The sequence below is a fragment of the Mycobacterium lepromatosis genome (assembly GCF_000975265.2).
Classification (GTDB): domain Bacteria; phylum Actinomycetota; class Actinomycetes; order Mycobacteriales; family Mycobacteriaceae; genus Mycobacterium; species Mycobacterium lepromatosis.
Genome location: NZ_CP083405.1, coordinates 1,120,523 through 1,144,671 on the forward strand (window position 1 = coordinate 1,120,523; position 24,149 = coordinate 1,144,671).

The window sequence follows — 24,149 nt, forward strand, 5'->3', positions numbered from 1 at the left end:
CATTTCTCTGGGACCGACGGCGTGCTGGTACGCGACAGGACTTGTGCTGCTGGTGGTGGTGCCCACCTAGTCGAGGACGTCAGATATCGGCTAGGCGAACTTGTCCGCTGGCTCGAGACGCTGCTACGTCGGTCGGCATGCACGTCCGGTTAAATGCCGGCTACAAGGGCATGTTGGCGACAGACATGTGTCTCGTGAAATTCCTAGGCTGTTGTCTCTGGACCTATGTTACGGGCCGGGCGTTTGCGCAGTTCGTGGACATAATTTCTTGGAGCTCCGGCGATTTCGGCGGCACTGGCCATGACGCCCAGGTATCGTGCCGACGGCAGCCCGCCCTCCCAGGAATCCAACACGTATAGCCATGCAAGCACCGGGTCGATCGTGGTGTCGGAAGATTCGCGTTCCACGCGGCATCGAATCTTCTTATGGACACCGAACTCGGCGCCTTCCCAGCGGTCAAGGTTCATCTCGTCCGCTGGCGTCATGTCGTAGAGGACGACGAAAACCCGCGAATCTGGGTCCTCAACGATCGTGGCCAGCGCACCTTCCCAACTGATATCTTCACCGCCGAAGGTCAGGCGCCATCCGGGAAGCCAGCCTGTTCCGGCCATTGGTGAGTGCGGTGCACGCTTGAGCATCTGCTCGGGATGCATGTTCGATCCGTAAGCGGCATAAAGCGGCACGGTGAAAGTTTAATCGTCACGTGCCCGCTTGGCCTTCAACCGATGGTTTGGCTGGGTCGCGGGGGCTCGGCTCCTGTGCACTCCGCGCGGCGGAGTGCACAGGAGCCGAGTTAGGTTATCGGCTGTGGTGACTATCCCGATTTTCGGGGGAGCTCCGGCTGGTTACGAGGTTGCACTGTTAGTAGCGACTATTTTACACCCGCAAAAAGTCCAACTATAACCGTGATCGACTCCGGTGGCATCCACCGGGCTGCGCAGCGAGCTGTGCCGAGCGCGACGGCTTGGCTTCGACATTGATGATGCCAAAATTTCGTTGCCCGACATCCATGCCCGTGTAAAGATGCTGGCCCTGGCGCAGTCGGCCGACGTCACCGCCCCGTTGCGCAACATGGGCGTAGACATCATTGCTGGCCGGGGTGAGCTGGTGGACTCCACCCCGGGTTTGGTTCGTCACCGCATCAAAGCGACCGCCGCTGACGGGAGCACTAGTGAGTGCGATGCCGACTTTGTGTTGATTGCCACCGGAGCCCGCTCACAGGTCCTGCCATCGGCTTAGCCGGACGGCGAACGCATCCTGATCTGTCGGCAGCTTGACGACTTGGTGGCGTTACCCGACCACCTCATCTCGGTGGCTTCAGGGGTCACCGTCGCCGAGTTTGTCAACGCTTACACCTAACTGAGTGTGCCTGGTGACGCTGGTGGCCAGCCAGGACTACGTGCTGCCGTATGAGGATGCCGACGCAGCGTTGGCCTTGGAAGGGTCGTTCGCTGAACGTGGCGTCCGGTTGTTCGAGAACGTGCGCGAAATCGGTTACCCGCACCAACACCGGTGTCTTGGTAAAGATGATCGACGGCAGCATCGTTGAAGGTAACCACGCCCTGATACCCATCGGGTTGGTCCCCAACACCAGCTGCCTTGGCCTGGAACGGGTCGGCATCGAGTTGGGCGGGGCAACTACTTGACGGTGGATCAGATGTCCCGAACATCGGTGCCCGCGGTGCCCGGTATTTACGAGGCAGGTGCCTGCACCGGCCTGTTGTCGCTGGCGTCTGTGGCGGGGATGCAGGGCCGGATCGAGATGTATCACGCGTTAGGTGAGGGCGTCGGCACGATCTGGGTACGCTTCGTTGCGGCGACAGTTTTCACCAGGACCGAGATAGCAAACGGTGGGGGTGCCACAATTGGCGATCGACAACGGTTTGGTATCTGCCCAGACCACCATGCTGCCGTTGCGGACCAATCCGCAGGCGAAGATGTCCGAGGTGCGTCATGGGTTTGTCAAGATGTTTTGCCGCCCATCTATTCGGTGTGTTGATCGGCGGCGTAGTGGTGGCGCCGGTCACATTCGAATTGATCCTGCCGATCGCCATGGCGGTGCAAAACCGGATCATCGTCAACGAGTTGACGCAAACACTAGCCGTTTACCCATCCGTTATCTGGCTCGATCACCAAGGCCGCGCGCCGGCTAATGGCACATGATGATCTGGACTAAGGCCGATCCATGGCCGACTGACGAACTAGTCTTGGTGGCACATTAATTTTAAATTTAATCTTAACTTACCGACGAATAACCGAGGAGTCCTAGTGTCGTGACTGACCTGATCCAAGCACCGGAGAGAGAGCAGACATGGCCGGCTTCTGCGTTGGGACCGCAGCAACGTGCGGCGGCCTGGGAACGGCTTGGCACTGAGCAGTTCGACGTGGTGGTCATTGGTGGCGGCGTAGTGGGGTCCGGGTGTGCGCTGGATGCTGCCACGCGCGGCCTCAAAGTGGCGTTAGTCGAGGCGCGGGACCTGGCTTCGGGTACGTCGAGCCGCTCGTCGAAGATGTTTCACGGCGGGTTGCGTTACCTCGAGCAACTCGAGTTCGGGTTGGTGCGTGAGGCGCTCTATGAGCGTGAGTTGTCGTTGACCACGTTGGCACCGCATCTGGTCAAGCCGTTGCCGTTCCTGTTTCCGCTCACCAAACGTTGGTGGGAACGTCCGTACATAGCTGCCGGCATCTTCCTGTATGACCGTCTTGGTGGCGCGAAATCGGTTCCGGCGCAAAAGCATTTGACTCGCGCTGGTGCGTTGCGATTGAGTCCGGGCCTAAAACGTAGTTCCTTGATTGGTGGTATTCGTTACTACGACACCGTCGTCGACGACGCCCGGCACACCTTGACCGTTGCGCGCACCGCCGCGCATTACGGCGCGGTCGTGCGATGCTCCACCCAGGTGGTCGCGTTGCTGCGCGAGGGCGACCGAGTGGTCGGCGTGCGGGTCCGTGATTCGGAGAATGGCACGGTTACCGAGGTCCGCGGCCACGTCGTGGTCAACGCGACCGGGGTCTGGACCGACGAAATTCAGGCGTTGTCCAAGCAGCGTGGACGATTCCAGGTGCGCGTGTCCAAGGGTGTGCACGTAGTGGTACCGCGGGACCGAATCGTCAGTGACGCCGCGATGATCCTGCGCACCAAGAAGTCGGTGATGTTCATCATCCCGTGGGGTAACCACTGGATCATCGGAACGACCGATACCGATTGGAATCTCGATTTGGCCCATCCCTCGGCCACCAAGGCGGATATTGACTACATCCTGCAGGTGGTCAACATCGTGTTGGCTACCCCGTTAACCCACGCCGACATCGATGGGGTGTATGCTGGTCTGCGCCCGCTGCTCGCCGGGGAAAGCGACGACACTTCCAAGCTGTCCCGGGAACATGCGGTCGCGGTGCCAGTGGCAGGTCTTGTTGCGATCGCCGGCGGCAAGTACACCACGTACCGGGTGATGGCCGCCGACGCGATTAACGCCGCGGTTGCATTCGTTCCGGCCCGGGTAGCCCCGTCGATAACCGAGAAAGTAGGTTTGCTGGGCGCCGACGGTTACTTTGCGTTGATCAATCAGGTCGAACACGTCGCCGCGTTGCAAGGTTTGCACCCGTACAGGGTGCGTCATCTGCTGGACCGCTACGGCGCGCTCATCGGTGACGTTTTGGCCTTGGCGGCCGAAGCACCCGATCTGCTCAGTCCTATTCAGGAAGCGCCGGGCTATTTGAAGGTGGAAGCTCGCTACGCTGTAACCGCCGAGGGTGCCTTGCATCTCGAGGATATCTTGGCCCGACGGATGCGGATTTCCATCGAATATCCACACCGGGGCGTCGCTTGTGCCCGGGAGGTGGCCGATGTGGTCGCTCCGGTGTTGGGTTGGACGGCCGAGGATATCGATCGCGAGGTGGCGAATTACAATGCGCGGGTGGAGGCCGAGGTACTGTCGCAGGCCCAGCCTGACGACGTATCGGCGGACATGTTGCGAGCTAGCGCACCCGAGGCGCGCACCAAGATCCTCGAACCGGTGTCGCTAAATTGAGCGGACAGTATGGTGTCGCGGAGATCCGCGCGAAAGTGCTGGCCGGAGAAGTAGTCGACGCGGATGGTGGGTTATCAGTGGGACCACCGCGGTGCCCAGCGGGGACAGTACCTTAATTACATTGAATTATATTTGGCCTTATTATATTGCTACCTGCCAGATGCAGTGTCTGTGTTTTTTGAAATCTCGGTGCTGCATCAAGACACAGGCATTGTGGTGGTTGTTCATCTGCACTTTTCGGCCACTATGCTGCGGCGTGGACGACACTCGTGAGTTGCGTGACCGATGCCAAACGCTGGTTTCCCGCGGTATGGTGTGCAAGATCTACCTGACTTGTGCAGCGATCGATCCAACCTTAGTGCTGCCGCGCTTGGTCCGAGGTTGCATCGTCAAGCGCCGGGGCAACCTGCAGGCGTTCTGCTAACTCGGTGTGCCTAACGCGGAGACGCTGGTGGAGCTGATTTCGTCGAATGGGCTCCATCTGCTGACTCCGAGTGCCGGACGTACCCACCAATTGAGACTGCACATAGCGTTCTGGAGGTGTGCTGATTGTGGGCGATTCGTTGTATTCCAATGTCGTTGACATTCTTGCTGACAATTGCAGTGCACCGTTGCAGTTGTTGGCGCAGCGCATTGAGTGCGACTATCCGGTCACTGGGGCGTGTCGCGAGTTAGTCAGCCGCCGAGAACTGGTCCGGTTATTGGGGCCAATCCCGTCATGGTTGACACTGTAACTCCTGTCTTGTCGATGAAATGAAATCGGTTGCTGAGTTGTGTCGTTCGGTTCTGGAAAGGTGTGGTTACAACGTTGGAAAAGGCGATCGGGAAGTTTAACCCTGACAGCACCTGGCTGCCTTGAGCCCAAGGCAGTTTCGGCGGTACTATCGGCCGCACTATGGCGGAGTCGATGGGCGACTGGATGATCGTTTCCTGCCTCAAGATGCCCAACGAGCATGCAGTGGACCAGGTTGTAGCAGAGGGCGCAGCGGCTTGAACGTGGCGCGGTGGCTAGCGTGCGTCGTTCTCGCGGTCTGTCTGGCTGGATGTGTCGGGCGTCAGGTATCGGCCAATTCTAGCGATAAGCCTGGGATTTTTCAATTCGGCGGCCTGAACCGGACCTACATGCTGCACGTTCCGCCAGGTTCTCCTGTGGGCCTAGTGCTCAACCTGCATGGCGGAGGCGGCACTGGAGCTGGGCAGCAGGGTCTTACCGATTTTGACGCTGTTGCCGACGTCAACAACCTGTTGGTTGCCTATCCCGACGGTTATGATAAGAGCTGGGCCGATGGACGAGGGGCATCGCCGGCGGATCGTCGGCATGTCGACGACGTGGGTTTCTTGGTTGCGTTGGCGGCTAAACTACAGAGCGACTTCAGTGTTGCCCCCGGCCATGTCTTTGTCACCGGCATGTCCAACGGGGGTTTCATGTCCAACAAGCTGGCGTGTGATCGTGCCGATGTGTTTGCCGCGATCGCCCCGGTGGCTGGCACGTTGGGCGTCGATGTGGCCTGCCATCCGTCGCAGCCAGTGTCGGTTATGGACGCGCACGGAACCGATGATCCACTGGTGCCGTTCAACGGTGGGGACGTGCATGGTCGCGGCGGGGTCAGTCATGTGGTCTCGGTGACCAACATGATGGACAGGTGGCGCACGGCCGATGGGTGTCAAGGCGATCCGTCACAACAGGAATTGCCTGACGTCGGGGACGGAACATTTGTCCGCCGCTTTGATTACACCGCATGTGCGAATTCCGCCGAGGTGGTCTTCTACAAGATCAACAAAGGCGGACACACTTGGCCGGGTGGCAAGCAATATTTGCCCAAGGTAGTCATCGGGTCCACCACGTGCGTGTTTGACGCATCGGAAGTGATCGCGCAGTTTTTCCTGACGCATGCTCGCGGCTAATTCGATCAACCGCCGGCGCTGTTAGCGGGCCGCCACACCAGGGCCACGACGGTATATTGACTACTGGTTACCGGAAGAAATTATGCCGCAATGTATTTCCTCCCAAAAACTGATGCCTGCTTGACTCCACCCAGTTCATATCCGAAATGCGAGGTGCTACGGACACGCCAACTTCTTTGGTTCTCGCCGTCGTCGTGTTTGTTGTTCGGCAGGGGTCAGCCTTGTTTGAGCGTGGTTTTGTGCCGGCTAGACCGTGGTGGCCTGCTGGACCAATCCGGTTACGGTGATGGTCCATGGCGGCACTCGCTGGGTCATCGTCGGCAACGCGTCACACACCCGCCACTTCAGGGTTCGCCGTCACTGCGATGTCTTGGTCCCAGTAAGCTAGGTTTTGTGCCTAACGTTCCGCGATCCCAGCAGTGTGTTGCCTCGATATCGCGGTGTGTCCGTGTGCGATCGCCCCGCCAGTCGACAGGTGACCTCGCCGGTTGCAAGCAGCTCGTTGAGCATCACCCGAGCATAGTCACGGACCTGCGGGGTCAGCACCAGTGGGTCGATTGCCGAGGTCGGCATCCGCACCCTGGCCAACTGATCGATGGCGGACGCCAGCTCATCAAGACTGCAGTGACCTGAAAACATGTGATGCCAGGCCGGGAGAAAGCGTGCTTAAACTGCGGTGTTCACCGGGTCGGCTTGGGCACGCAGCGCCGTCAGCGATTGTTGCCACAGAATATGCAACACGTAGGTGTCGCACTAGCTGGCCGTCAGGGCTACCAGCCGGTCCAGCACATCGGCCGTTATTCGCAGGCTGAACCGGCTTGCGCTGTGGTGAATGGGGTGCAGTGCGGGCGCGTGCGTAGCCGCCCAGTCGGCTTGCCCCGGCGGGTTAGCTACTTCCACGGTTAAGATGACAGGAACGCTGACCGGACCCGTTGCTCCGACTCCCTCGCACAGCTGGCCGATGTCTTTCGATGGCCACCCACCAGTTGCGGCCGGCGAACGATACCTGCAGCGCGTGCCTAGCGGCGCGTAAGCTCTCCAGCCATCCACCGATGTCAGAAACCGTAGCCCGAGCGGCGACCTCAGCTGCTGTGAGCGGACCCAGCAGTCGCAGCAAATCCGCGATCGCTTCGGTGTTGCTAGTGACTCGGTCATCCAACAGGTTCTGTAACCGGCACTCGGTTGCGGTGATGACCCCGGAATCGCATAGTTCGCGCAGTTCTACGTGGCCGAGTAACTCGGTTAGTAGTGTGCTGTCCAGTGAAAATGCCGTGGCGCTCAGGAAGTGGAGTATAGTCCTCGTACATGAACGCGCCGGTGTAGCCGAACAGCAGTGACGCCGCGAACGGTGCGGGTTTCGCCGTTTTGGCCTTGCTCAATCGGACCGGGCGCAAAGCGATGCCGATCATCAGCTCGACCAGGGCGAGGGACGTCTTAAACGGCCTGCAGGCATTCCCGGACAGTCTCCAGCGCGACGGGAAAGTCAGGATATTTGCAAGTTACTTCTAGTAACTGGATGGCGCGCTGGCACTGGTGTCACAACGGTGAGCGGCGGCCGGGGTGCCGGCGGAGCAGCAGCAGAGTAAGGGCCGCGCATTCTCGGAACCGGCACGTGAACAGCGCTGAAACGCCCACTTCTGTGGTGACAATCGGGTTGATCTCGTCGGGATCGAAGACAAACCACTTGGCGCCCTGCGGAGTATCGAAGGCCAAAACGAATGTCAAATCGGAAAGGGTGTCCGGCAATTGAACCATGATTCCACCGTCGGAGACAGTCGGCTTCTTGTCGAGTCTATAGCGTTCCCGCAGGCGCCGACCCACCGTCAGTGCGAGCGGCTCGTGTACTCGCAGCCTGTACGGTGAATATAGGATTCACCCGCCAGTTGCCAATTAGTCGCGGAATCACTCGACCGAGCAGGGTGGTGTCGGTGGGTAGTGTTGAAGTGGCGGTGCGCTGGTCGTTCAGCAACGCCCACAGGTTGGCGGTCGCTTAGTAGTCGAAATCCAAGTCAGCGCAACGCTTGCCGAATGCGTCGTGGTCCAGGCCGGCCAGCGCTCCGGTGAACACGCCGATCTTTGCGCCGAGTTAGGCTGGGTGGACGACATTATCGCTGCGTCAGAACGACAATTGGGCTGGCTGGCCTGGCGTGGGGATGACCAGAACGCGGTCGTGAGTGCTCTCGCTTATCCGCCAACTGGTGGCTCTCAGCGAGATAACGTCACCAAGGGGGTAATGCATACACCATTTCTTCGTCTATGTCGCCTATTCGCGAAGGACTGTCCGGATAGCTGGCTATAGATACACGCTGAACAGCCCGCGATCGGGAATGACGCCGACGGAGGCGACGGCCAGCCGCTGCGCACCAGGCTGCGCGGTCAGCATGTCGGTGGTCACCTCGTAGACCAACCGCGTTCGCAGCTAGGCGAACTCGGTAGACGGGTATTTGCCGCTTAAAAGTTCTCGGGTGGACCTCGTAGAGGCTGTGCGGCAGTACCTCGAACGGAGTGGCCTGGCTGGACGGTGTCGAACCACAAGTCGGCGTCCAAGGGCTGAAGCGCGGTTTCCGCCACGGTCTGTTGGGCCAGAATGTTGAGCGGACTGGTGGGCCATGCGCATCATCTCGACTTGGTCGGCGAGTGTCCGCTGGGCGCTGATCGTGGAACTAATCAGGTCGGCGCGGTGCTTGGGGGAACAACGCCCCACATGGTATCTTACCGACCTGATGTCTGGCCCGCCCAATTCGTTGCGGGCCGTTGGCCATCGATAGCGGTACCTTCAAGTGTTGTATCACCAGATCGATTGCGCCCGTGTCGATGACCTATTTCAAGCTAGAGGTCGCTACCACCTCTTTGATCTGTCCGCGTTTGAGACTCTACTTCGTCCTAGGCGCGCTGCTCCTTGTTGACTGAGCTGTTTTGTGGGGGCGCGGGCCAGGCACGGGAGCGCTGAACGTCTGACCCGAGCTCAGCCCGATGCTCTGGTAGGGTAGGCGATCTCGGTGAATTCTGCCAGGGGGTACGTAAGTTGCGCTCGATGTCGACTGCCAGCGCCTTGAGTGGCTACACGTACAGGCCCACGCGGGTTCTTGCCGGCCGGTACGGCGACGTGACAGTGGTCGCCAAACTCGCAATGGTCCACAGAAAGGCGGCCAGTGTATTACCTGAACCAGTTGGGGCGATAATTAACGTGTCATGGCCATCCGCGATGATTTCCCAGGCGCTGGCCTGCTCCGTGGTGGGAGTGTCGAAGGTGCTGGCAAACCATTCGCGGGTGATTGTGCTTGAATCGGCCCAACGAGTTTTGGGTACGGGTTCAGGGACTGATTAGGTGACGTAGTGCTCACCTGGCCATGGTGCCAGCGGTGACCGACAATTCTGCAGACGACAGCGCCTCACCTGTCACCTGCGGACTATTGCGGCGGCTGACGCGCGATCGCCATCGCATCGGCCAGTTCTTTAGAAATCTCGGGCACCCGGGCGATGGCGTCTAGCAGCCCATGCGCGCAGGAGTCGGCCAGGCGATCGGCGTCGGTCGATGGGTTCATGATTCGTTGTCTGCACACCTCGAACGTAAACGCCAGCCAACCGTGCACGACTATCCGCAGGTCTCGCTCGATATCCGGATGCAGCTTGGTCTTCGGTACGACGTTCACTACATCGCCAATCCGGGACATGATGTTTTCCATCTGGCGGTTCTTGGCTTCGTCGTCAATGCCGAGCAGAACCCGGTCAGACCGGCCAAGACCGACATAGGCTGCCCACGCGGCCTCCGGATTCTGCTGGTGGTAGGCCATATAGGCCAACACCCCGACGCGCACTTCTTCGAATATGGTTAGACCAACAGGAGGCGGAGTGTTCGTGGCAGCGTACAGTCTGGTCAGCTTCGTCCTTGACAACAGCGGCGAAGAACGCCCGCTTGTCAGGGAAGTAGTGATACATCAGCGCGCGCGACACCCCGGCACGCTCGGCGATCTCATCGATGCGGACCTTGTCATAGGGTCGCTTCCCGAACACTTCTGCTCCCAGTGCCAGCAGCTCAGCACGCCGATCCTCGGGAGATAAACGCCTCCTGGCCGTGGTCATGTAACAGATATTACCCATGGCAGGTCTACGGGCTGCCAGTGCGCGGCTAAGCCAAACTTTCACCCAAATGTTATGTTCTGTGCTAGTGGCAACTTGTCGGAGTAGTTGACGGTGTTGGTGGAGCCCCACATGTAGGTCTTCCGCGCGTCTGGACCAGATTTCTGCCCGCTGCCGGTTTGCGTTTGCCGGTTTGCGTTCTCAACGCCGATCTTAGCGCCTGACGTGCCGATGTTGACGTTGGCGATACCGCAGTCCGATCTGTCCACGGAGCGCTCCGCCTCACGCAGGTCGATAGTGAAGATTGACGATAAAATCCATTGTGGCACAGTACTATTAAGCCAGACCGCTTTGTCAAGATTGTCTTAGGTCAGCATGTAGAGGATCGGTGCAAACGTGTCGGTGGCCACGGTGGCGGTCTATGACGGCATTCGGATCACGCCGGGCAGCAACGCATCCAGCGTCGACGGGTCGTCTATAGGCGGCTGCCTACTACGCGGAGACCAGGCGCGCCACCATGTCGTCGGCCACCGAGCGGTGTACGATCAGCCGACGCAAACTGGTGCAACGCTGACCGGCGGTGCCGGCACCGCCAAGTCTAGGTCGGCCTGCGGCGTCACTATGGCCTCGTCGTTGCCACCACCTCCAGCAACGCTCGCCCGAACGGCGTCGCGACGCGTGGACCGAATTGCTGACCCATTCGCACCGAACTGGTGGCCGGCAGCAACGCTATCCGGTGATCGTCGACCAGCTCTGTCGAGTTCGTAGCCGCCCAGAACCTAAGCTGCTTACCGTGGCTGGCGAACCGCTATCTGCGGTGGCCCGCGCAATCGGCACCTGGCAGGCCAGTCCTGTCAACGGCGTCAGCTCCGAAGGCTTCCATACCACGGTGTCACCACACACCAGTGTGATCACACCGACTACGCCAAGCGGATGCCCAGGTATCGATCAACCGATAGCCAGGGCGCTCCGATGCGCTGGTCCAGCTTTAGAGCTGACGCTACAGGACGACCGCGAATTGGCAAACGTCGATTATATTCTGGCTTTTCCAGCCGCTTAGGAAGCGTTTTGCCCACCTCGATTGTTACTGTAGTGGCGAGGTCGTTCTCGTGTGCGGTGGGTAGTTCATCGATCCGGATTACCAGGACACCGTGCACCGGCGCCGGTGTGCTTCGCCAGGACGAAAACGCCTGGTTGGTATCTGCGAATCGTCTTACTCGGGTGTGGTTTGCGTGATGGTGAACAGGACCTCGCCGTTAATCGGTGTGCTGGGGGTAGGTTGCGCATGCCTGGCTTTCCCGGCGTTACGTGGGTTTCGTTCGAGCTGCCGATCGCTGTGAGGGCCCTGTTTACTCGGGTGTGTAATTCACTGTGGTTATAAGCGCCGCTCTTCCCCTATCGCTCCGTCCATCGCAAGCTGGTGGTGCCCCACTGCATCGTTGTCGGCGCGAGTCGACATGTTAACTGGGGTGCTTCCTTGGAGAGTGTTGCATAAAATGCTGCGAACTCGGCGGCAGGCAGGAAATTCTCTTAGACGATCGGGTCCTACGGGGCGCCACCGCGATAGTGGGCTCAGTTTTTGAGCGGCTATCTCTTCAGCAGTCGGCGGGAAGTATTTGCCCCACACTGCGACAGAGGAAGCAATTTTTCCATTGCAGCATCGTAACGTTTGCGGCTCTGCGGTGTCAGCTCAACACCGCTCACCTCGATTTCTTCGAACCGTACCTGAAACTGCCTCTGGGTGAGGATGGCTTGATACCTGGACCGTTCTAGCGAAACAGGAGTGGTTTGGCGAGTACACGAAAAGATTTCTGGTGTAACAGCATATCGGGTTCATAGGTGCGGTGCGGTACCTGGATGGCATCGATCATGGTTATGCCATGCGCAGTCATCCTATTGTATAGACCGTCGATGTCGGGGACTCGCGGAGTCAGATGATTGATGTGGTTGGAGTCGACGCCGGCGATGTCGTCGTTAACCGCCGACGTTCGGGATAACTTTCCGTAACCAAGAATTCTCGACAGGTTCGCGCGACAGCGCGAATACCACTACCGCCTCAGAGACGAAAGGTCGTTCCTGGATCGGTGTCGCAGTAGTCATCCCCGGCGTGAGCTGGTCTGTGGGCCAATAGTGCGGGATCGAACAGTTGACGGCGGACCAGGATAGGTTTCTACACGGGTACGCCGGCTGGCGTCGAGGTATCGGGGGCTCGCAGATTTCTAGCATCGAGGTGAACACCCGGAACAGGTTGTTCGCCATATCATTTACATCGATACTTCGAAAAAATATTGTCCAACAATGGAATGAGAGACTGTTCGGAACGCAGATCGTAATAGCCGGCAGGCAACATGCCGAACACTGCGAAGAGGTCAACTAAGGCGACCAATTCGGCCGGGTTGCCGACCGGATAGCGCCGTGTCGCTCGGCGGTGAACCCGCTCTATTGAACCGAGCCACCGTACACGCCGATGGCATGCCAGGTAGTCGGAGGTGACTTGCCTGCTGACTGCAACCAGTGTGGCGTATGCGGGCACCTCGCTGGCGTACATGGCTTACAACTCAGCAGCGAATCGCGCAGCAGTCGCCAAGTTGCCAGCTGTATTGGGCTCATGCGGCGGTGCTGAACAAGTCCAGTAATTTCGTGTGTACTCGGTGGCAGTGGCCAACTTCGTCGAGATCTTCGCACGCTTGCTGGGTGATCTGTCCTTGCCGTATCTGTTCTTCATCGATGGTGGTGCGCTGGCGGTGGAAAACGCATTCAAGGTCGCGTTCGACTGGAAGAGTCGGCACAACGAGGCCCACGGTGTCGATCCAGTGCTGGGCACTCGGGTAGCTGCACTTGCCTGAGGCGTTTCGCTACCGTAGCGGCTACACTATGCTGTTAACCAATACAAAACCGATCGCTGTGGCCCGGTTATCGACATTCGACTGGAACGCGCATTGATGCGCCCTAATATCTAGTCCGGAACCGACCTGGGTGCGTTAGAAGTCGAATCACTGCTTCAGGTGTGCACGGCATTCGAGACTCACCCGCACGACATCGCTTACTTTCTGGCCGAGCCGATCCACGGGGAAGGCGGCGACCGACACTTTCAGCCAGAGTTCTTTGTGGCGATGCGTGAGTTGTGCGACGAGTACGATGTGTTGCTGATTTTCGACGAGGTGCAGACCGGCTATGGGTTGATCGGAATTCCTTGGTCCTACCAACAAGTGGATGTGCAATCTGACGTCCTCGTCTTCGCCAAGAAGACGCAGGTGTGGTGCAGTCGTGACAGGTTGCCGAGTTGACGAAATTAGCTGACAACCTGTTAGCGGTCTCCTCCCGTATTAACTCGACCTGGTGGCGGCAATCGCATTGACATGGTGTGCACCCGACGGATCTTTGAGGTGATCGAGACCGAGTTGGTGTTTCGAATCTGCGGCCGAGCAGGGCAGCTACCTGCGCGCCCGGCTCGGCGAGCTCGCCGACGACTTCTCGGCACTGGTTTTCGACTCTCGCGGCCATGGCCGGATGTGTGCGTATCAACCTGCTGACTAACGCTGATCGCGACGAGGTGATCCGCCAGCTGTGGCGACTTGCGGTGATCGTGCTGCCCACCGGCAATGACGGCGTGCAGTTTCGTCCCGCCTTCCCTGTGTCACGCGTCGACAGCGACGCGGCTATAGCGGCCGTGTGCGGTGCGTTGCAGGTGCTGACGAGGCCTTGACAGTGGGGTCGCAAATGATTTGTTTTTTCTGGGGTTGTGGCGGCGGATCTCTGAAGCCAGAGCGACACTGTAGCGCCAGCAACCGGATATGAGGTTTGCGGGATGGATGAAGTACGTGAACGATCAGGTGGTGGTGATCATCTGGGGGCAGGAGGACGGCGAGGTTCGCGTCGCCATCTGGTTCGCCGTTTTGGCTGCAGTCGTCGGCGTTGGCTTTCTGATCGCGGCCGCGTTATGGGTAGCACTTGCGGGGGAGCGGGTATCGACACGATGTCCTGTGACTCGCCTCAACGGACGTTGCTAGCGTTCGGAGGTCCGCTGATTTTGTTCGCCGCGGGGTTTCGTGCGTACCTACTTCGTCTGGCGCGACCGGGTTACCTGGTGGTGCTGGCAACGGCACCGGCTGGTTTTTGTTGACGCTGATAGTGTTAACGCTGTGCTTGGCTTAGCTTGGTCTTGCCGGTTCGGTAATGGCACTTTAGAACCGTCCATTCTTTCGCCCAAACCTGTTCGGCAAATTCTATCGTTGATGCTATGTCCCTGTTCTTGCGCAGGAGAAACGATGGGACGAACAAACGGGACAGGGGTAGCTATGGGGAGACACCTATCGTGATTTGGTTGACCATTTGCGGCCGACGCGGGTCTTCGTTGGCGCATCTCTGATCGACGTATTGCACTGGCCTGGTTATCTCTTGGTCGTCGTGGGCATGATCAGTAGGGTGGGTTGGCCAGTCTTGCAGTCTTCGGCACCGGACATTATCACCAGGGCATGACAACAGGTGTGGTCGCGATCATCGTCACGTTGTTGAGCTTGGTATGGTTTGCTAGCGAGCACCGGCGGATCCACAAGATAGCAGATCGGTGGTACGCCGAACGGTCTGGATCGCCGGCTAGCTGCGACCGGTGTCCTAGCGCGATCGATTCGCGATTGTTCAGCTTTGACTCGTCTGGGGCGCCAGAATCTTTCGCTCTTTCTTAACGGGCAGTCGGAACACCTTGACGCGCTTTGCCGCCGCCACAAGTCGCCAAATCTTGCTGAAGACTGGCGGGAACCCTCATCCGTGGATTTTACCAGCCATATCGAGCGGGTAGCACTTATACACCTTGATGAGTGACCAGCGTGGTCCCGGTGATAACCGCGACGCGAAACACATTGCGCGCTCGCTTACGTATCCATCAGGTACGCTCCGTATCTGGTGGAGCACTCAGCGGCCATCGTTACTAACCGATTCGAAGGCGAGCTTCAGAGCGGGACCCGCACTGGGACTGGGAGTAATGTCAGTCGGGTTTTGCCAGGAGAACAAGTGAGTGACGAGGAATTACGTCACAACGGGGGATAACGAGGGTACCGCCCCGTCGAACTGCACGTTGGTCGGTGCGATCGGCACCTTTGAAGACTTGGATTTCAGCGCTGTGGCGGTCTTGCTGCTGGCGGTAGACGAGGCGTACACACGATTGATCCGCTCGGCAACTCAGGACGCAACGCTCGTCGTAGGTGGGTCGATCCGCGCGACGACGAATTGGTGATGGAGGCTTGCGCGGCATGCAACGCCCACGATGTTTTGGTAGCTGGCATGTCCTGGTGTCGTTGACCGGCCATGTCCAGACTTGCCATGGCCCTATTAAACTGGCAGTGTCTTCGGCATCACGCTAACGGCACGAGGGGGCGGCTCCACGGCTTGAGCTGACGGCGGTTCGACTTTGCGCCCTAACGAGTACGCCGATGTCCCCGGAGATGTTTCGTGAGCTTGCCGGATCCACAGCGGAGTTTCACCGCCCCCGGACAAGATCGTGAAGCCCTGCTTGTCGCTGGTTGATCACATCGCCCGGCGGTTCGAGCGCCGCGACGCACCGTGTGACGACTTGGCGCAGCGAAGGATGAACTGTACCAAAGACTTTGGCTGGGTGCCCATCGCATCCGAACTCGGCATGGACCGCAACGAAGTTGTCGAAAGGCTGGTTGCAGGAAGCTCCTATAGCAGGATAGCGGCAGTGGTAATTATTACAACGACGCCCGTGCTATCGCCGATACGTTGGGCGACGTGGACGCCGGCATTGAGCAGATTAGAAAATCGTGAGGCGCTACGTCCATTGTTTGAGGCGTTGCCCGAGCGGGAACGAATGGGTTGGTGCTCCGGCTTTTCGAGTCAATGACGTAGATGTAGGACGTAGATGTAGATTGCTGAGCGGGTAGGAATCTCACAAATGCATGTGTCATTGCTGTTGGCTAAATCGCTAACGCGGCTGCGGGACCCCCTAGAGTAGTCAGCCTTACTTGATCTCGGCGAGCACCGCGCCTTGAGTGATGGCCGTGCCGGTTTCGACCGCTAGCCCCGTGATGATACCATTTTTATGCGCAGTGATTGGGTTCTCCATCTTCATCGCTTCGAGGACCACCACCAGATCTCCTGTTATGACTTTCTGCCCCTCCGTAACGGCGACCTTGACCACGGTGCCCTGCATAGGCGCGGTCACCGCGTCACCGGAGACCGCTGCGCCGGTGTGTATACCTCGCTTGCGCGGCTTGGGTTTTTTGCGGATAACACCGGCTGGATTGCAGCCGGCCACGTTGGCTAACGCGAGATCGGCGGGCAGCGAAACCTCGAGTCGGCGGCCGTCGACCTCGACGACCACCGTCTGTTGTGGCCGGGTGTCCTTTTCGTCGTGGGGCTGGCTGCCGGCGAAGGGTTCGATGGTGTTATTCCACTCGGTTTCGATCCAGCGGGTGTGCACCGAGAAGCTGTTGTTGTCGCCGATCAGCGCCGGGTCGGATACCACAGCGCGGTGGAACGGGATGACCGTGGCCAGGCCTTCGACCTCGAATTCGTCCAATGCGCGACGGGCGCGCGCCAGTGCTTCCTGGCGAGTGGCGCCATGCACGATCAGCTTGGCAAGCATGGAGTCGAACTGGCCACCGATTACCGAACCGGTCTCTACCCCGGAGTCCAATCGCACGCCGGGGCCGGTGGGTGGGTGGAACTTGCTGACCGGCCCCGGCGAAGGCAGAAAGTTGCGTCCTGCGTCTTCGCCATTGATCCGGAACTCGATGGCGTGACCACGCGGGATGGGATCCCTGGTTAGTTCGAGCTTCTCGCCGTTGGCGATCTTAAACTGCTGCAGCACCAGGTCGATGCTTGTGGTCTCCTCGGTGACCGTATGCTCAACTTGAAGGCGGGTGTTGACCTCCAGGAACGAGATTAGGCCATCCTGACCGACGAGGTATTCTACGGTCCCAGCGCCGTAGTAGCGGGCCTCTTTGCAGATCCGTTTCGCGGATTCATGGATTTCCCTACGCTGGGCGTCTGTCAGGAACGGCGCCGGAGCCTCCTCGACCAGTTTCTGGAAACGCCGCTGTAGTGAGCAGTCCCGAGTACCGGCGACGACAATGTTCCCGTGCTGGTCGGCGATCACTTGCGCTTCGACGTGTCGGGGCTTATTGAGGTAGCGCTCAACGAAACATTCCCCGCGGCCGAACGCAGCGGTGGCTTCACGCACCGCTGATGCGTATAGCTCGGAAATTTCCTCGAGTGTGCGGGCCACTTTCATGCCCTTGCCACCGCCACCGAAGACGGCTTTGATCGCGATCGGCACCCCATGTTCTTTGGCGAAGGCCACCACCTCGTCAGCGTTTTTGACCGGCTCCAGAGTGCCGGGCACTAGTGGAGCCTGCGCGCGGGCGGCGATATGGCGGGCGGTGACCTTGTCGCCGAGGTCGCGGATCGACTGTGGGCTGGGTCCGATCCAGATAAGGCCGGCGTCAATGACGGCCTGGGCGAAGTCAGCATTCTCTGCTAGGAACCCGTAACCGGGATGGATCGCGTTGGCGCCGGATTTTGCAGCGACGTCGAGGATCTTACCGAAGTCCAGGTAGGACTCTGCGGAAGTGTGACCTCCCAGCGCGAACGCTTCGTCGGCCAGCCGCACGTGTGGCGCCCCGGCGTCGGGCTCGGCGTATACCGCCACGCTGGGCAGCCTCGCATCGCGAGCCGCGCGGATCACCCGGACAGCAATCTCGCCGCGGTTGGCGACGAGAACCTTGGCGATCCTCGAGCTGGCGTGACTGGTCACTGCGCCTCCTGTTTGGCGGTATTTTTAAGGGATTTTCTTACAACTATGTCGTGGGAAGTCTAAGCGTCGTGTCGGCGACGCGACCCGGTGGTGGTGGGAACCGGTCTATTAGGGCGGCTGTTTGATCCGAGCAAGCATCCCGACATTCCATGTAACCGCAGCGAACTGATCAGACCAGTTACGTTCGGGCCGGTATAACACAATCGCCGGGTACCGTCAGGTGTAGCGGCGGCGGGTTGGTGGTCTAAGCCTGTGGTCAATATAGCGGCGAACCCACGGTTGGTCGGCGCTTCGGCCGGAGTGCTGAAGTACAGGTGCACCCAGCTTGAGTCGTCCGGGTCGATATGCAGAAAAAGCGGAGATTGGCACTCGGGCACCGGCTCCATCGCGGCTTCGGCCACGTCGACGGGCAGGGCTAGCAGGTCGTCGGCGAATTCCAGTAACAGTTTTAGCTTGTCGTGGCCTCCGACTTCGACGAAGTCGGAGGCCACTTCGGCCAAGGGCGCGGATATTCTCACGGAACGGCTATCAAACAGGTACGGCTCCCGGGCTTTCGCCCGCAACGATCGGCACTCGTCCGGTGTTCCCCCATTCGGTCCACGACCCGTCATAGTTACGCACTCCCAGTTTGCCCAGCAGATGGGTGAGCACGAACCAAGTGTGGCTGGATCGCTCGCCGATGCGGCAATATACGACGGTTTTGTTGTCTGGGTTGATGAAAGTCGATGAAAGTCATAGAGCCGTTCCAATTCCTCGCTGCTGCGGAATCGACCGCTTTCGTCGACCTGTCATTTCCCACGGGATCGACCTGGCGATGGGGATGTGGCCGGCTCGCAGCACGCTTTCCTCGGGGTAGTTGGGCATTTCGGTGCGTTTGCCCGGTGTACTCGTCGGGAGAGCGCACGTAGATCAGCGGCTGGGTGCCGAGTATGGCCAACACGTCGTCTTTGAACGTGCGGATGGGTGCGTCGTTCCGGTTTACCACGGGATAGCTGGTCGATGTCTTGTCTTATTCGGTACGGCCAGGCTGGTATCCCGGCGTTCGGCGAGCCATAGATCGCGACCGCCGTTGAGCAGTCGCACGTCGGGGTGGCCGAATAAGGTAAAGACCCACAGTGCGTAGGCTGCCCACCGGTTGCTCTTGTCACCGTAGGTCACCACGGTGTCGTCGCGGGCGATGCCCTTGCGGTTCATCAAGTCGGCGAATTGCTCGCCAGTGATGTAGTCACGTACCCTTGGGTCATTGAGGTCAGCGTGCCAGTAGACCTTCACCGCGCCAGGAATATGTCCGACGTCCTAGAGCAGTACGTCCTCGTCGGATTCGACGATAGCCAGAACGGGTTTGGTCAAGATGGAAGTACAGCCAATCGCCGGTTACTAGCCGTTCGGGGTGGGCGTAAGCCGACAGGGAAGGGCTTGGATCTTTGGGTAGCGGCACACCGTAAAACTTACTCATCCTGATGTTGTTGGTGACCATGCTCAGAGCCTGAAGTGCTGATGTCCATTGGGCTATGTCAGCCTGGTATCTCGAGCAGGCCGAGCAACCCTTCGGCACACAGTTCACTAACCGTGGCCTGGGTACTAGCTGGCGGCAGCGCAGATAAAACACATCACGCGGCTGAGGTGCAACGACTGAATTTCTTTCTAGATAACCGGATTGGCTGCTCACATTGCGGCGATAGACAACCCTGCACGGCACAGCAGCGACCGCGTCAAAGGCAGTCCGATCCCTACAGTGGTTGACGGGTCGCCGTCGATGAACCAGCCACCCAGGCCGTCAAGCGTGAACCCTTCAGCGGTCTGCAACGATTCGCCGTATGCCAGGTAGGCCTCCAGGTCTTCAGCTGAAGGATTTCCGAAAAGTAATTGTAGTTATGAATTTTGCATCGGCAGAGTAGGTGATTTCGTTGTTTAGTAGCCGGGTAACGCAGTGATCGATATAGAGCTGGCCCAGGGCGCCCTGCCATCGACTGCCACTGTTGCCGTGCGTTGGCGACGGATTGCGGTTTGTCGCATAGTCGGCCATCGAGGAAAAGTTGTGAATCACATTTAATGACAACACAATCGGCTGCGACTGCGTGGCCCAGAGCTGCAGCGACTTGGGTGGCTTTGGCCCGGGCGAGTGGGCATACCACATCGCAAGGCGCAGCGTCTGACCCGAGGCCTGCGGTGACCAGATCTTCATTGGCACCGAAAGCTGTTTACCAGTGGATCGATGCCAGCTTGGCGAAGCACTTTGAGTCAGCCGGTGGAAGCGGATCCGAGTACCAGCAGGGTCATCGGCGCATATGCGTCATCTCGTGCAGAGTGATGCGCTGCCAGCTGAAGACCGGGTACCGCAACTTGTCGACCTGCAGGCCCCATCGAGTGGGCTGGGGCTGCTCGACCCGCGATGCACCGCCGATGCTGCTAAGCACCACGATTAGCGCGGCTAACTCCTGATCGGTGGGTTGTCCTTTGGTTATCTGAATGTGCGGGCCCTGGGTCGTGGCTAATTTGTTCATCTCACTCCCGTCGCTCACTGCACTCACAGCGGAATGTTCCCGTGCTTCTTGGGGGGAAGGTGTGCGATCTTGCGCTCCAACAGGTGAAGCGCCGTGGCGATGTAGCCACGGGTGTGTGACGGCGGAATCACCGCATCGACGTAACCTCGTTCGGCGGCGATGTACGGGTTCACCAGGGTGTCCTCGTACTCTTGCTGCAGCTGCAGGCGTAGCTCATCAACATTGGCGCCGTTCTTGGCTGCTTGGGCTAGTTCCTTGCGGTACACGAAGCCTACCGCGCCGGAGGCACCCATCACCGCAATCTGTGCCGTCGGCCAAGCCAGGTTGACGTCGCAGCCCATATCTTTGGAGCCCATCACGCAGTAAGCGCCACCGTAAGCCTTGCGGGTGATGACGGTGATCTTAGGTACGGTGGCTTCGCCGTAGGCGAAGAGCAGCTTTGCGCCGCGCCGGATGATGCCATTGTATTCTTGCTCGGTGCCCGGCAGGAAGCCCGGAACATCCACCAGCATCACGATCGGGATGTTGAAGCAGTCGCAGAACCGCACAAACCGGGCTGCCTTTTCCGAGGCGTTGATGTCCAGGCAGCCGGCGAACTGGATGGGTTGGTTGGCAACGACGCCCACCGGCCGATCATCGATGCGTCCGAGCCCGACGACGATGTTGGTGGCGTAACCGGCTTGCACCTCGAGGAACTCGTCCTCGTCGAGGATGCGGGTCACCACTTCGTGCATGTCGTACGGTTGATTCGGCGAGTCCGGGATCAGCGTGTCCAACTCCCAGTCCTTAGCGGTCAGATTGTCTTCAATGGAGCCGTGCGGGACGGGCGCGGAATACCGGGGTGCGTCGGTGAAGTTGTTAGGCGGCAGGTAGCTCAGCATGTCGCGCACCCAATCGAAGGCGTCTTGCTCGCCCGATGCGACATAGTGCGCGGTACCCGACTTAGCCATGTGGGTATGGGCGCCACCCAGCTCCTCCATGGTGACGTCCTCACCGGTGACGGTCTTGATGACGTCGGGTCCAGTAATGAACATCTGGCTGGTCTGGTCGACCATCACCACGAAGTCGGTCAGTGCTGGGGAGTACACGTGTCCACCAGCGGCCGCTCCCATGATCAGCGAGATCTGCGGAATGACGCCGGATGCCAGGATATTGTTGCGGAAAATCCGGCTGTACAAACCGAGCGAGACGACGCCTTCTTGGATACGCGCGCCCGCCCCGTCATTGATGCCGATCAGCGGACGGCCGGTCTTGATCGCCAGTTCCTGCACCTTGGCGATCTTCTCGCCATACACTTCGCCCAAGCTGCCGCCGAACACCGTGACATCCTGGCTGAAGATGCATACGTCGCGGCCGTCGATGGTGCCGTAGCCGGTGACCACGCCATCGCCGACCGGGCGGTTTCCACCGAGGCCGAAGTTGGTGCTGCGGTGTCTGGCCAGCGCGTCGAGTTCGACGAATGAGTCGTCGTCCAACAGGGCATAAATGCGCTCGCGGGCGCTAAACTTACCCTTAGCGTGCACCTTCTCTAAGGCCGCTGCACCGACCGGATGCAGCGACTCTTCGGTCCGCTTATGCAGCTCGGCCAGCTTTCCTGCCGTGGTGTGGATATCGATCGTCTGCTCGGCAGCGCGTTCCGCCGAATGAGCCGAGTGGTCGGTGACGCTTGTCATGGGAGTCGATGTTATCGGCAGCCGCTTTGGGGGTGGTTACGCTGGGTTTGCAAGGAGATGAGTTGGACCGTGATCTACTCAGGCCGCCGCTGGACCCGGCGGTATTGCGTGCTGAGCTGATTGGGACGGGGCTCTGGTGGCGTCACCTGGACGTCGTAACGCAAACCGGTTCCACGAACGCTGACCTGCTGGCGCAGGCAGCGTCAGGCATCGACATCGACGGAGCGGTGCTCATTGCCGAGCACCAGACCGCTGGCCGCGGGCGTCACGGCCGCAGCTGGTCGGCCAGTCCCCGCGCACAGATCACGATGTCGATCGGTGTGAGCGTCGCCGACGTTCCGGTTGCCACGTGGGCCTGGTTGTCGCTGGCCACCGGGATAGCGGTGCTGGACACGGTGGCCCCGTTGCTTGACGTGACCGGCGTTGACGCCGGCCTCAAGTGGCCCAACGATGTCCTGGCTGGCCCACCGGGCTCCAAAGGCAAGCTCGCGGGCATCCTGGCTGAGGTTGTTCGGCAAGTCATCGTCGTAGGTGTGGGGCTCAACGTCACGCAGGCTCCAGATGAGGTCGACGGTCTTGGGGCGACCTCGTTGCTTGACCTCGGTGTGCCGGCACCCGATCGGGAGCAGCTGGCGCGCCGGCTGTTGCAAGAACTCGATACGCGGATTGGCCAGTGGCGAAGCGCCGACCCACAGTTGATGGCCGATTATTGGGCGCGTAGCCCGATAATAGGGTCACGTGTGCATGTGGAGCTCCCCGGAGGCAAGGACGTAGTCGGAACCGTGTGCGGCATCGATGAACAAGGAAGATTGTGCTTGGAAACAGAAGGGTCGAACAAAGGCCGAACCGTCGTGATTTCGGCGGGTGACGTGGTGCATTTGCGCTAGTTTCGTCCGGGGGCTTCGCTTGTGCTGGGGTCAACGCTTCAACCTCAGACGAATTTGTGACCAAGCCCGCTAATGTCGCGGCCATGAGGTATCCGGATAATGCATTGGTTGCCGGCGAGCAGGTGGTTTTGCATCGCCATCCGCACTGGAAGTGTTTGATTTGGCCCGCTGTGGTATTCATCTTGGCGACCGGGCTGGTCGCGTTTGGTTCCGGGTACGTCAACTCGACACATTTGGCGCAGGTCGCCAAGAACTTGATCTACGGCGTCCTCTGGGGTTTCTGGTTGGTGATCGTCGGCTGGCTCACGTTGTGGCCGTTCCTTACTTGGCTGACCACACATTTCGTCGTCACCAACCGGAGGGTGATGTTTCGGCACGGGATGCTAACCGGCAGCGGGATCGACATTCCACTGGCGCGCATCAACAGAGTAGAGTTCCGGGACCGGCTTTTCGAGCGAATGTTTCGCACCGGAACGCTGATTATCGAATCCGCGTCACAAGATCCACTGGAATTTTACAACATTCCGCGCCTGCGCCAGGTATATGCGTTGTTGTATCACGAGGTTTTCGACACCCTTGGTTCCGAAGAGTCGCCCAGCTGAGACGCGGGATTCAAATCCGGGCGGCGGGAGCGATTGCGCCAGGCGCGCAACAGGGTGACGTTGCTATCTGCGAGACTGCTCTCGATGGCGTCTTCGAAGACTTCGGCAATGCCGCCCGCGGTGAGAGCAGATTCCAGCGTCTTTTCGGGGTTGCGGGCGAACGCGTCGGGAAACACCCAGCGCCGGAACGCCCAGAAACGAAACGCCATCTGCAGCAGATTGCCGATGATGTAAGCCGATATGAAGTCGGCGATGTTTTCCACGGTTAGTGATACCGTGGGCGCGCGCAGTTGCAAGACATAGCTCGAGAACCAGAGCGGTGCCATGCTCAGCAGTACCCCCACACCGCTGCAGGCGAAAAACAGCAGCGCCTCATGATGGCGTTCGCGCCCGCCGCGGTCCCGAAAGCTCCATTCCCTGTTCAACAAGTAGGACGCGATCACAGCGACGATGCCGGCGACGACCTTGGCGGTCACTGGTTTGGGCTCGAGAATCGTCAGTTTGAGGGTGTAGAAAATTGCTGAATCGATGATGAATGTGGTGCCGCCGACGATGGCAAATTTAATGAGTTCGTGGTAGCGCTGCGCATACGGCTGCAGTACGGTGGGCAAGCGCGCGATCGTGGCATCGGCAAAAGACACAACACGTCAGTGTACGGATTGATGTAAAATGCTACCTAACGGTTGGGTATTG

12 protein-coding genes and 14 pseudogenes are annotated in these 24,149 nt (G+C 59.4%); 12 read left to right on the forward strand and 14 right to left on the reverse strand.

What is annotated here, in order from left to right; translation table 11 throughout:
- Window positions 1-203 precede the first annotated feature (203 nt).
- The gene (locus MLPF_RS05260) at window positions 204-683 is read right to left on the reverse strand and encodes a gamma-glutamylcyclotransferase family protein (RefSeq protein ID WP_045842659.1); all 480 of its coding nucleotides are present in this window, start codon (window positions 681-683) and stop codon (window positions 204-206) included.
- A 124-nt stretch (window positions 684-807) separates the two neighbouring features.
- Between MLPF_RS05260 and MLPF_RS05265 the strand changes: the two are divergent.
- The 4 genes and pseudogenes from MLPF_RS05265 (at window position 808) to MLPF_RS05285 (ending at window position 5,936) form a co-directional block, all read left to right on the forward strand.
- Window positions 808-2,176: pseudogene (locus MLPF_RS05265) on the forward strand (NAD(P)H-quinone dehydrogenase).
- Window positions 2,177-2,273: 97 nt separating this feature from the next.
- On the forward strand, window positions 2,274-4,031 hold the full coding sequence (locus MLPF_RS05270; protein ID WP_045842660.1) for a glycerol-3-phosphate dehydrogenase/oxidase: 1,758 nt from the start codon (window positions 2,274-2,276) through the stop codon (window positions 4,029-4,031).
- Between the two features lie 551 nt (window positions 4,032-4,582).
- Window positions 4,583-4,765, forward strand: coding sequence for a hypothetical protein (locus tag MLPF_RS05275; RefSeq protein ID WP_237755950.1), 183 nt, complete (start codon window positions 4,583-4,585; stop codon window positions 4,763-4,765).
- Between the two features lie 256 nt (window positions 4,766-5,021).
- Window positions 5,022-5,936, forward strand: a complete 915-nt coding sequence (locus MLPF_RS05285; RefSeq protein WP_045842661.1) for an extracellular catalytic domain type 1 short-chain-length polyhydroxyalkanoate depolymerase — start codon at window positions 5,022-5,024, stop codon at window positions 5,934-5,936.
- Window positions 5,937-6,395: 459 nt separating this feature from the next.
- On the opposite strand, the pseudogene MLPF_RS05290 reads toward MLPF_RS05285, so the two are convergent.
- The 6 genes and pseudogenes from MLPF_RS05290 to MLPF_RS05315 form a co-directional block, all read right to left on the reverse strand.
- Window positions 6,396-9,212, reverse strand: a pseudogene (locus MLPF_RS05290) (Lhr family ATP-dependent helicase); the annotation flags it as partial.
- Between the two features lie 134 nt (window positions 9,213-9,346).
- A pseudogene (locus tag MLPF_RS05295) lies at window positions 9,347-10,019 on the reverse strand (TetR/AcrR family transcriptional regulator).
- A 59-nt stretch (window positions 10,020-10,078) separates the two neighbouring features.
- A pseudogene (locus MLPF_RS05300) lies at window positions 10,079-11,348 on the reverse strand (aldehyde dehydrogenase family protein).
- 437 nt (window positions 11,349-11,785) lie between these two features.
- The gene (locus MLPF_RS05305; protein ID WP_082082317.1) at window positions 11,786-12,040 is read right to left on the reverse strand and encodes a 2-oxoadipate dioxygenase/decarboxylase family protein; all 255 of its coding nucleotides are present in this window, start codon (window positions 12,038-12,040) and stop codon (window positions 11,786-11,788) included.
- A complete protein-coding gene (locus MLPF_RS05310; protein WP_050038972.1) occupies window positions 11,991-12,275 on the reverse strand; it encodes a hypothetical protein in 285 nt (94 codons plus the stop codon). Before MLPF_RS05310 ends, MLPF_RS05305 begins: the two co-directional genes overlap by 50 nt.
- A gap of 1 nt (window position 12,276) precedes the next feature.
- Complete coding sequence (locus MLPF_RS05315; protein ID WP_050038973.1) at window positions 12,277-12,564, reverse strand: 2-oxoadipate dioxygenase/decarboxylase family protein; 288 nt, start codon at window positions 12,562-12,564, stop codon at window positions 12,277-12,279.
- A gap of 65 nt (window positions 12,565-12,629) precedes the next feature.
- Here MLPF_RS05315 and MLPF_RS05320 point away from each other — a divergent pair.
- The 6 pseudogenes from MLPF_RS05320 to MLPF_RS17160 form a co-directional block, all read left to right on the forward strand.
- Window positions 12,630-13,722: pseudogene (locus tag MLPF_RS05320) on the forward strand (aminotransferase class III-fold pyridoxal phosphate-dependent enzyme); the annotation flags it as partial.
- Window positions 13,723-13,824: 102 nt separating this feature from the next.
- A pseudogene (locus MLPF_RS05325) lies at window positions 13,825-14,171 on the forward strand (hypothetical protein).
- 165 nt (window positions 14,172-14,336) lie between these two features.
- Window positions 14,337-14,596: pseudogene (locus MLPF_RS05330) on the forward strand (protein UsfY); the annotation flags it as partial.
- Between the two features lie 491 nt (window positions 14,597-15,087).
- Window positions 15,088-15,405: pseudogene (locus tag MLPF_RS05335) on the forward strand (anti-sigma factor); the annotation flags it as partial.
- Between the two features lie 18 nt (window positions 15,406-15,423).
- Window positions 15,424-15,594: pseudogene (locus MLPF_RS17155) on the forward strand (RNA polymerase sigma factor SigF); the annotation flags it as partial.
- Window positions 15,595-15,636: 42 nt separating this feature from the next.
- A pseudogene (locus MLPF_RS17160) lies at window positions 15,637-15,987 on the forward strand (sigma factor-like helix-turn-helix DNA-binding protein); the annotation flags it as partial.
- A gap of 6 nt (window positions 15,988-15,993) precedes the next feature.
- Here the strand turns inward: MLPF_RS17160 and MLPF_RS05345 are convergent.
- The 6 genes and pseudogenes from MLPF_RS05345 to MLPF_RS05370 form a co-directional block, all read right to left on the reverse strand.
- Entirely contained in the window at window positions 15,994-17,790 is a 1,797-nt protein-coding gene (locus MLPF_RS05345; RefSeq protein WP_045842664.1) for an acetyl/propionyl/methylcrotonyl-CoA carboxylase subunit alpha, read from the reverse strand.
- A 108-nt stretch (window positions 17,791-17,898) separates the two neighbouring features.
- Window positions 17,899-18,308: pseudogene (locus MLPF_RS05350) on the reverse strand (SufE family protein).
- Between the two features lie 10 nt (window positions 18,309-18,318).
- Window positions 18,319-19,228, reverse strand: a pseudogene (locus MLPF_RS05355) (sulfurtransferase).
- Between the two features lie 227 nt (window positions 19,229-19,455).
- Window positions 19,456-20,025 (reverse strand): annotated as a pseudogene (locus tag MLPF_RS05360) (Maf family protein).
- Window positions 20,026-20,066: 41 nt separating this feature from the next.
- Window positions 20,067-20,363, reverse strand: a pseudogene (locus MLPF_RS05365) (acyl-CoA carboxylase subunit epsilon); the annotation flags it as partial.
- On the reverse strand, window positions 20,318-21,967 hold the full coding sequence (locus tag MLPF_RS05370) for an acyl-CoA carboxylase subunit beta (protein ID WP_045842666.1): 1,650 nt from the start codon (window positions 21,965-21,967) through the stop codon (window positions 20,318-20,320). The pseudogene MLPF_RS05365 and the gene MLPF_RS05370, both read right to left, overlap by 46 nt.
- Window positions 21,968-21,975: 8 nt before the next feature.
- Between MLPF_RS05370 and MLPF_RS05375 the strand changes: the two genes are divergently transcribed.
- Window positions 21,976-22,854 carry a biotin--[acetyl-CoA-carboxylase] ligase gene (locus MLPF_RS05375; RefSeq protein WP_045842667.1) on the forward strand — a complete coding sequence of 293 codons (879 nt, stop codon included), beginning with the start codon at window positions 21,976-21,978 and terminating at the stop codon, window positions 22,852-22,854.
- A gap of 83 nt (window positions 22,855-22,937) precedes the next feature.
- Entirely contained in the window at window positions 22,938-23,456 is a 519-nt protein-coding gene (locus tag MLPF_RS05380; protein WP_045842713.1) for a PH domain-containing protein, read from the forward strand.
- Here the strand turns inward: MLPF_RS05380 and MLPF_RS05385 are convergent.
- Complete coding sequence (locus tag MLPF_RS05385; protein WP_045842668.1) at window positions 23,411-24,097, reverse strand: GtrA family protein; 687 nt, start codon at window positions 24,095-24,097, stop codon at window positions 23,411-23,413. The two genes, MLPF_RS05380 and MLPF_RS05385, sit on opposite strands and share 46 nt — an antisense overlap.
- Window positions 24,098-24,149 lie beyond the last annotated feature (52 nt).

Bases quoted from the DNA above. Each gene is read 5' to 3' on its own strand.
- MLPF_RS05310 (WP_050038972.1), bottom strand. From the start codon at position 12,275: ATGGCGAACAACCTGTTCCGGGTGTTCACCTCGATGCTAGAAATCTGC.
- MLPF_RS05315 (WP_050038973.1), bottom strand. From the start codon at position 12,564: ATGTACGCCAGCGAGGTGCCCGCATACGCCACACTGGTTGCAGTCAGC.
- MLPF_RS05370 (WP_045842666.1), bottom strand. From the start codon at position 21,967: ATGACAAGCGTCACCGACCACTCGGCTCATTCGGCGGAACGCGCTGCC.
- MLPF_RS05375 (WP_045842667.1), top strand. From the start codon at position 21,976: ATGTTATCGGCAGCCGCTTTGGGGGTGGTTACGCTGGGTTTGCAAGGA.
- MLPF_RS05380 (WP_045842713.1), top strand. From the start codon at position 22,938: ATGAGGTATCCGGATAATGCATTGGTTGCCGGCGAGCAGGTGGTTTTG.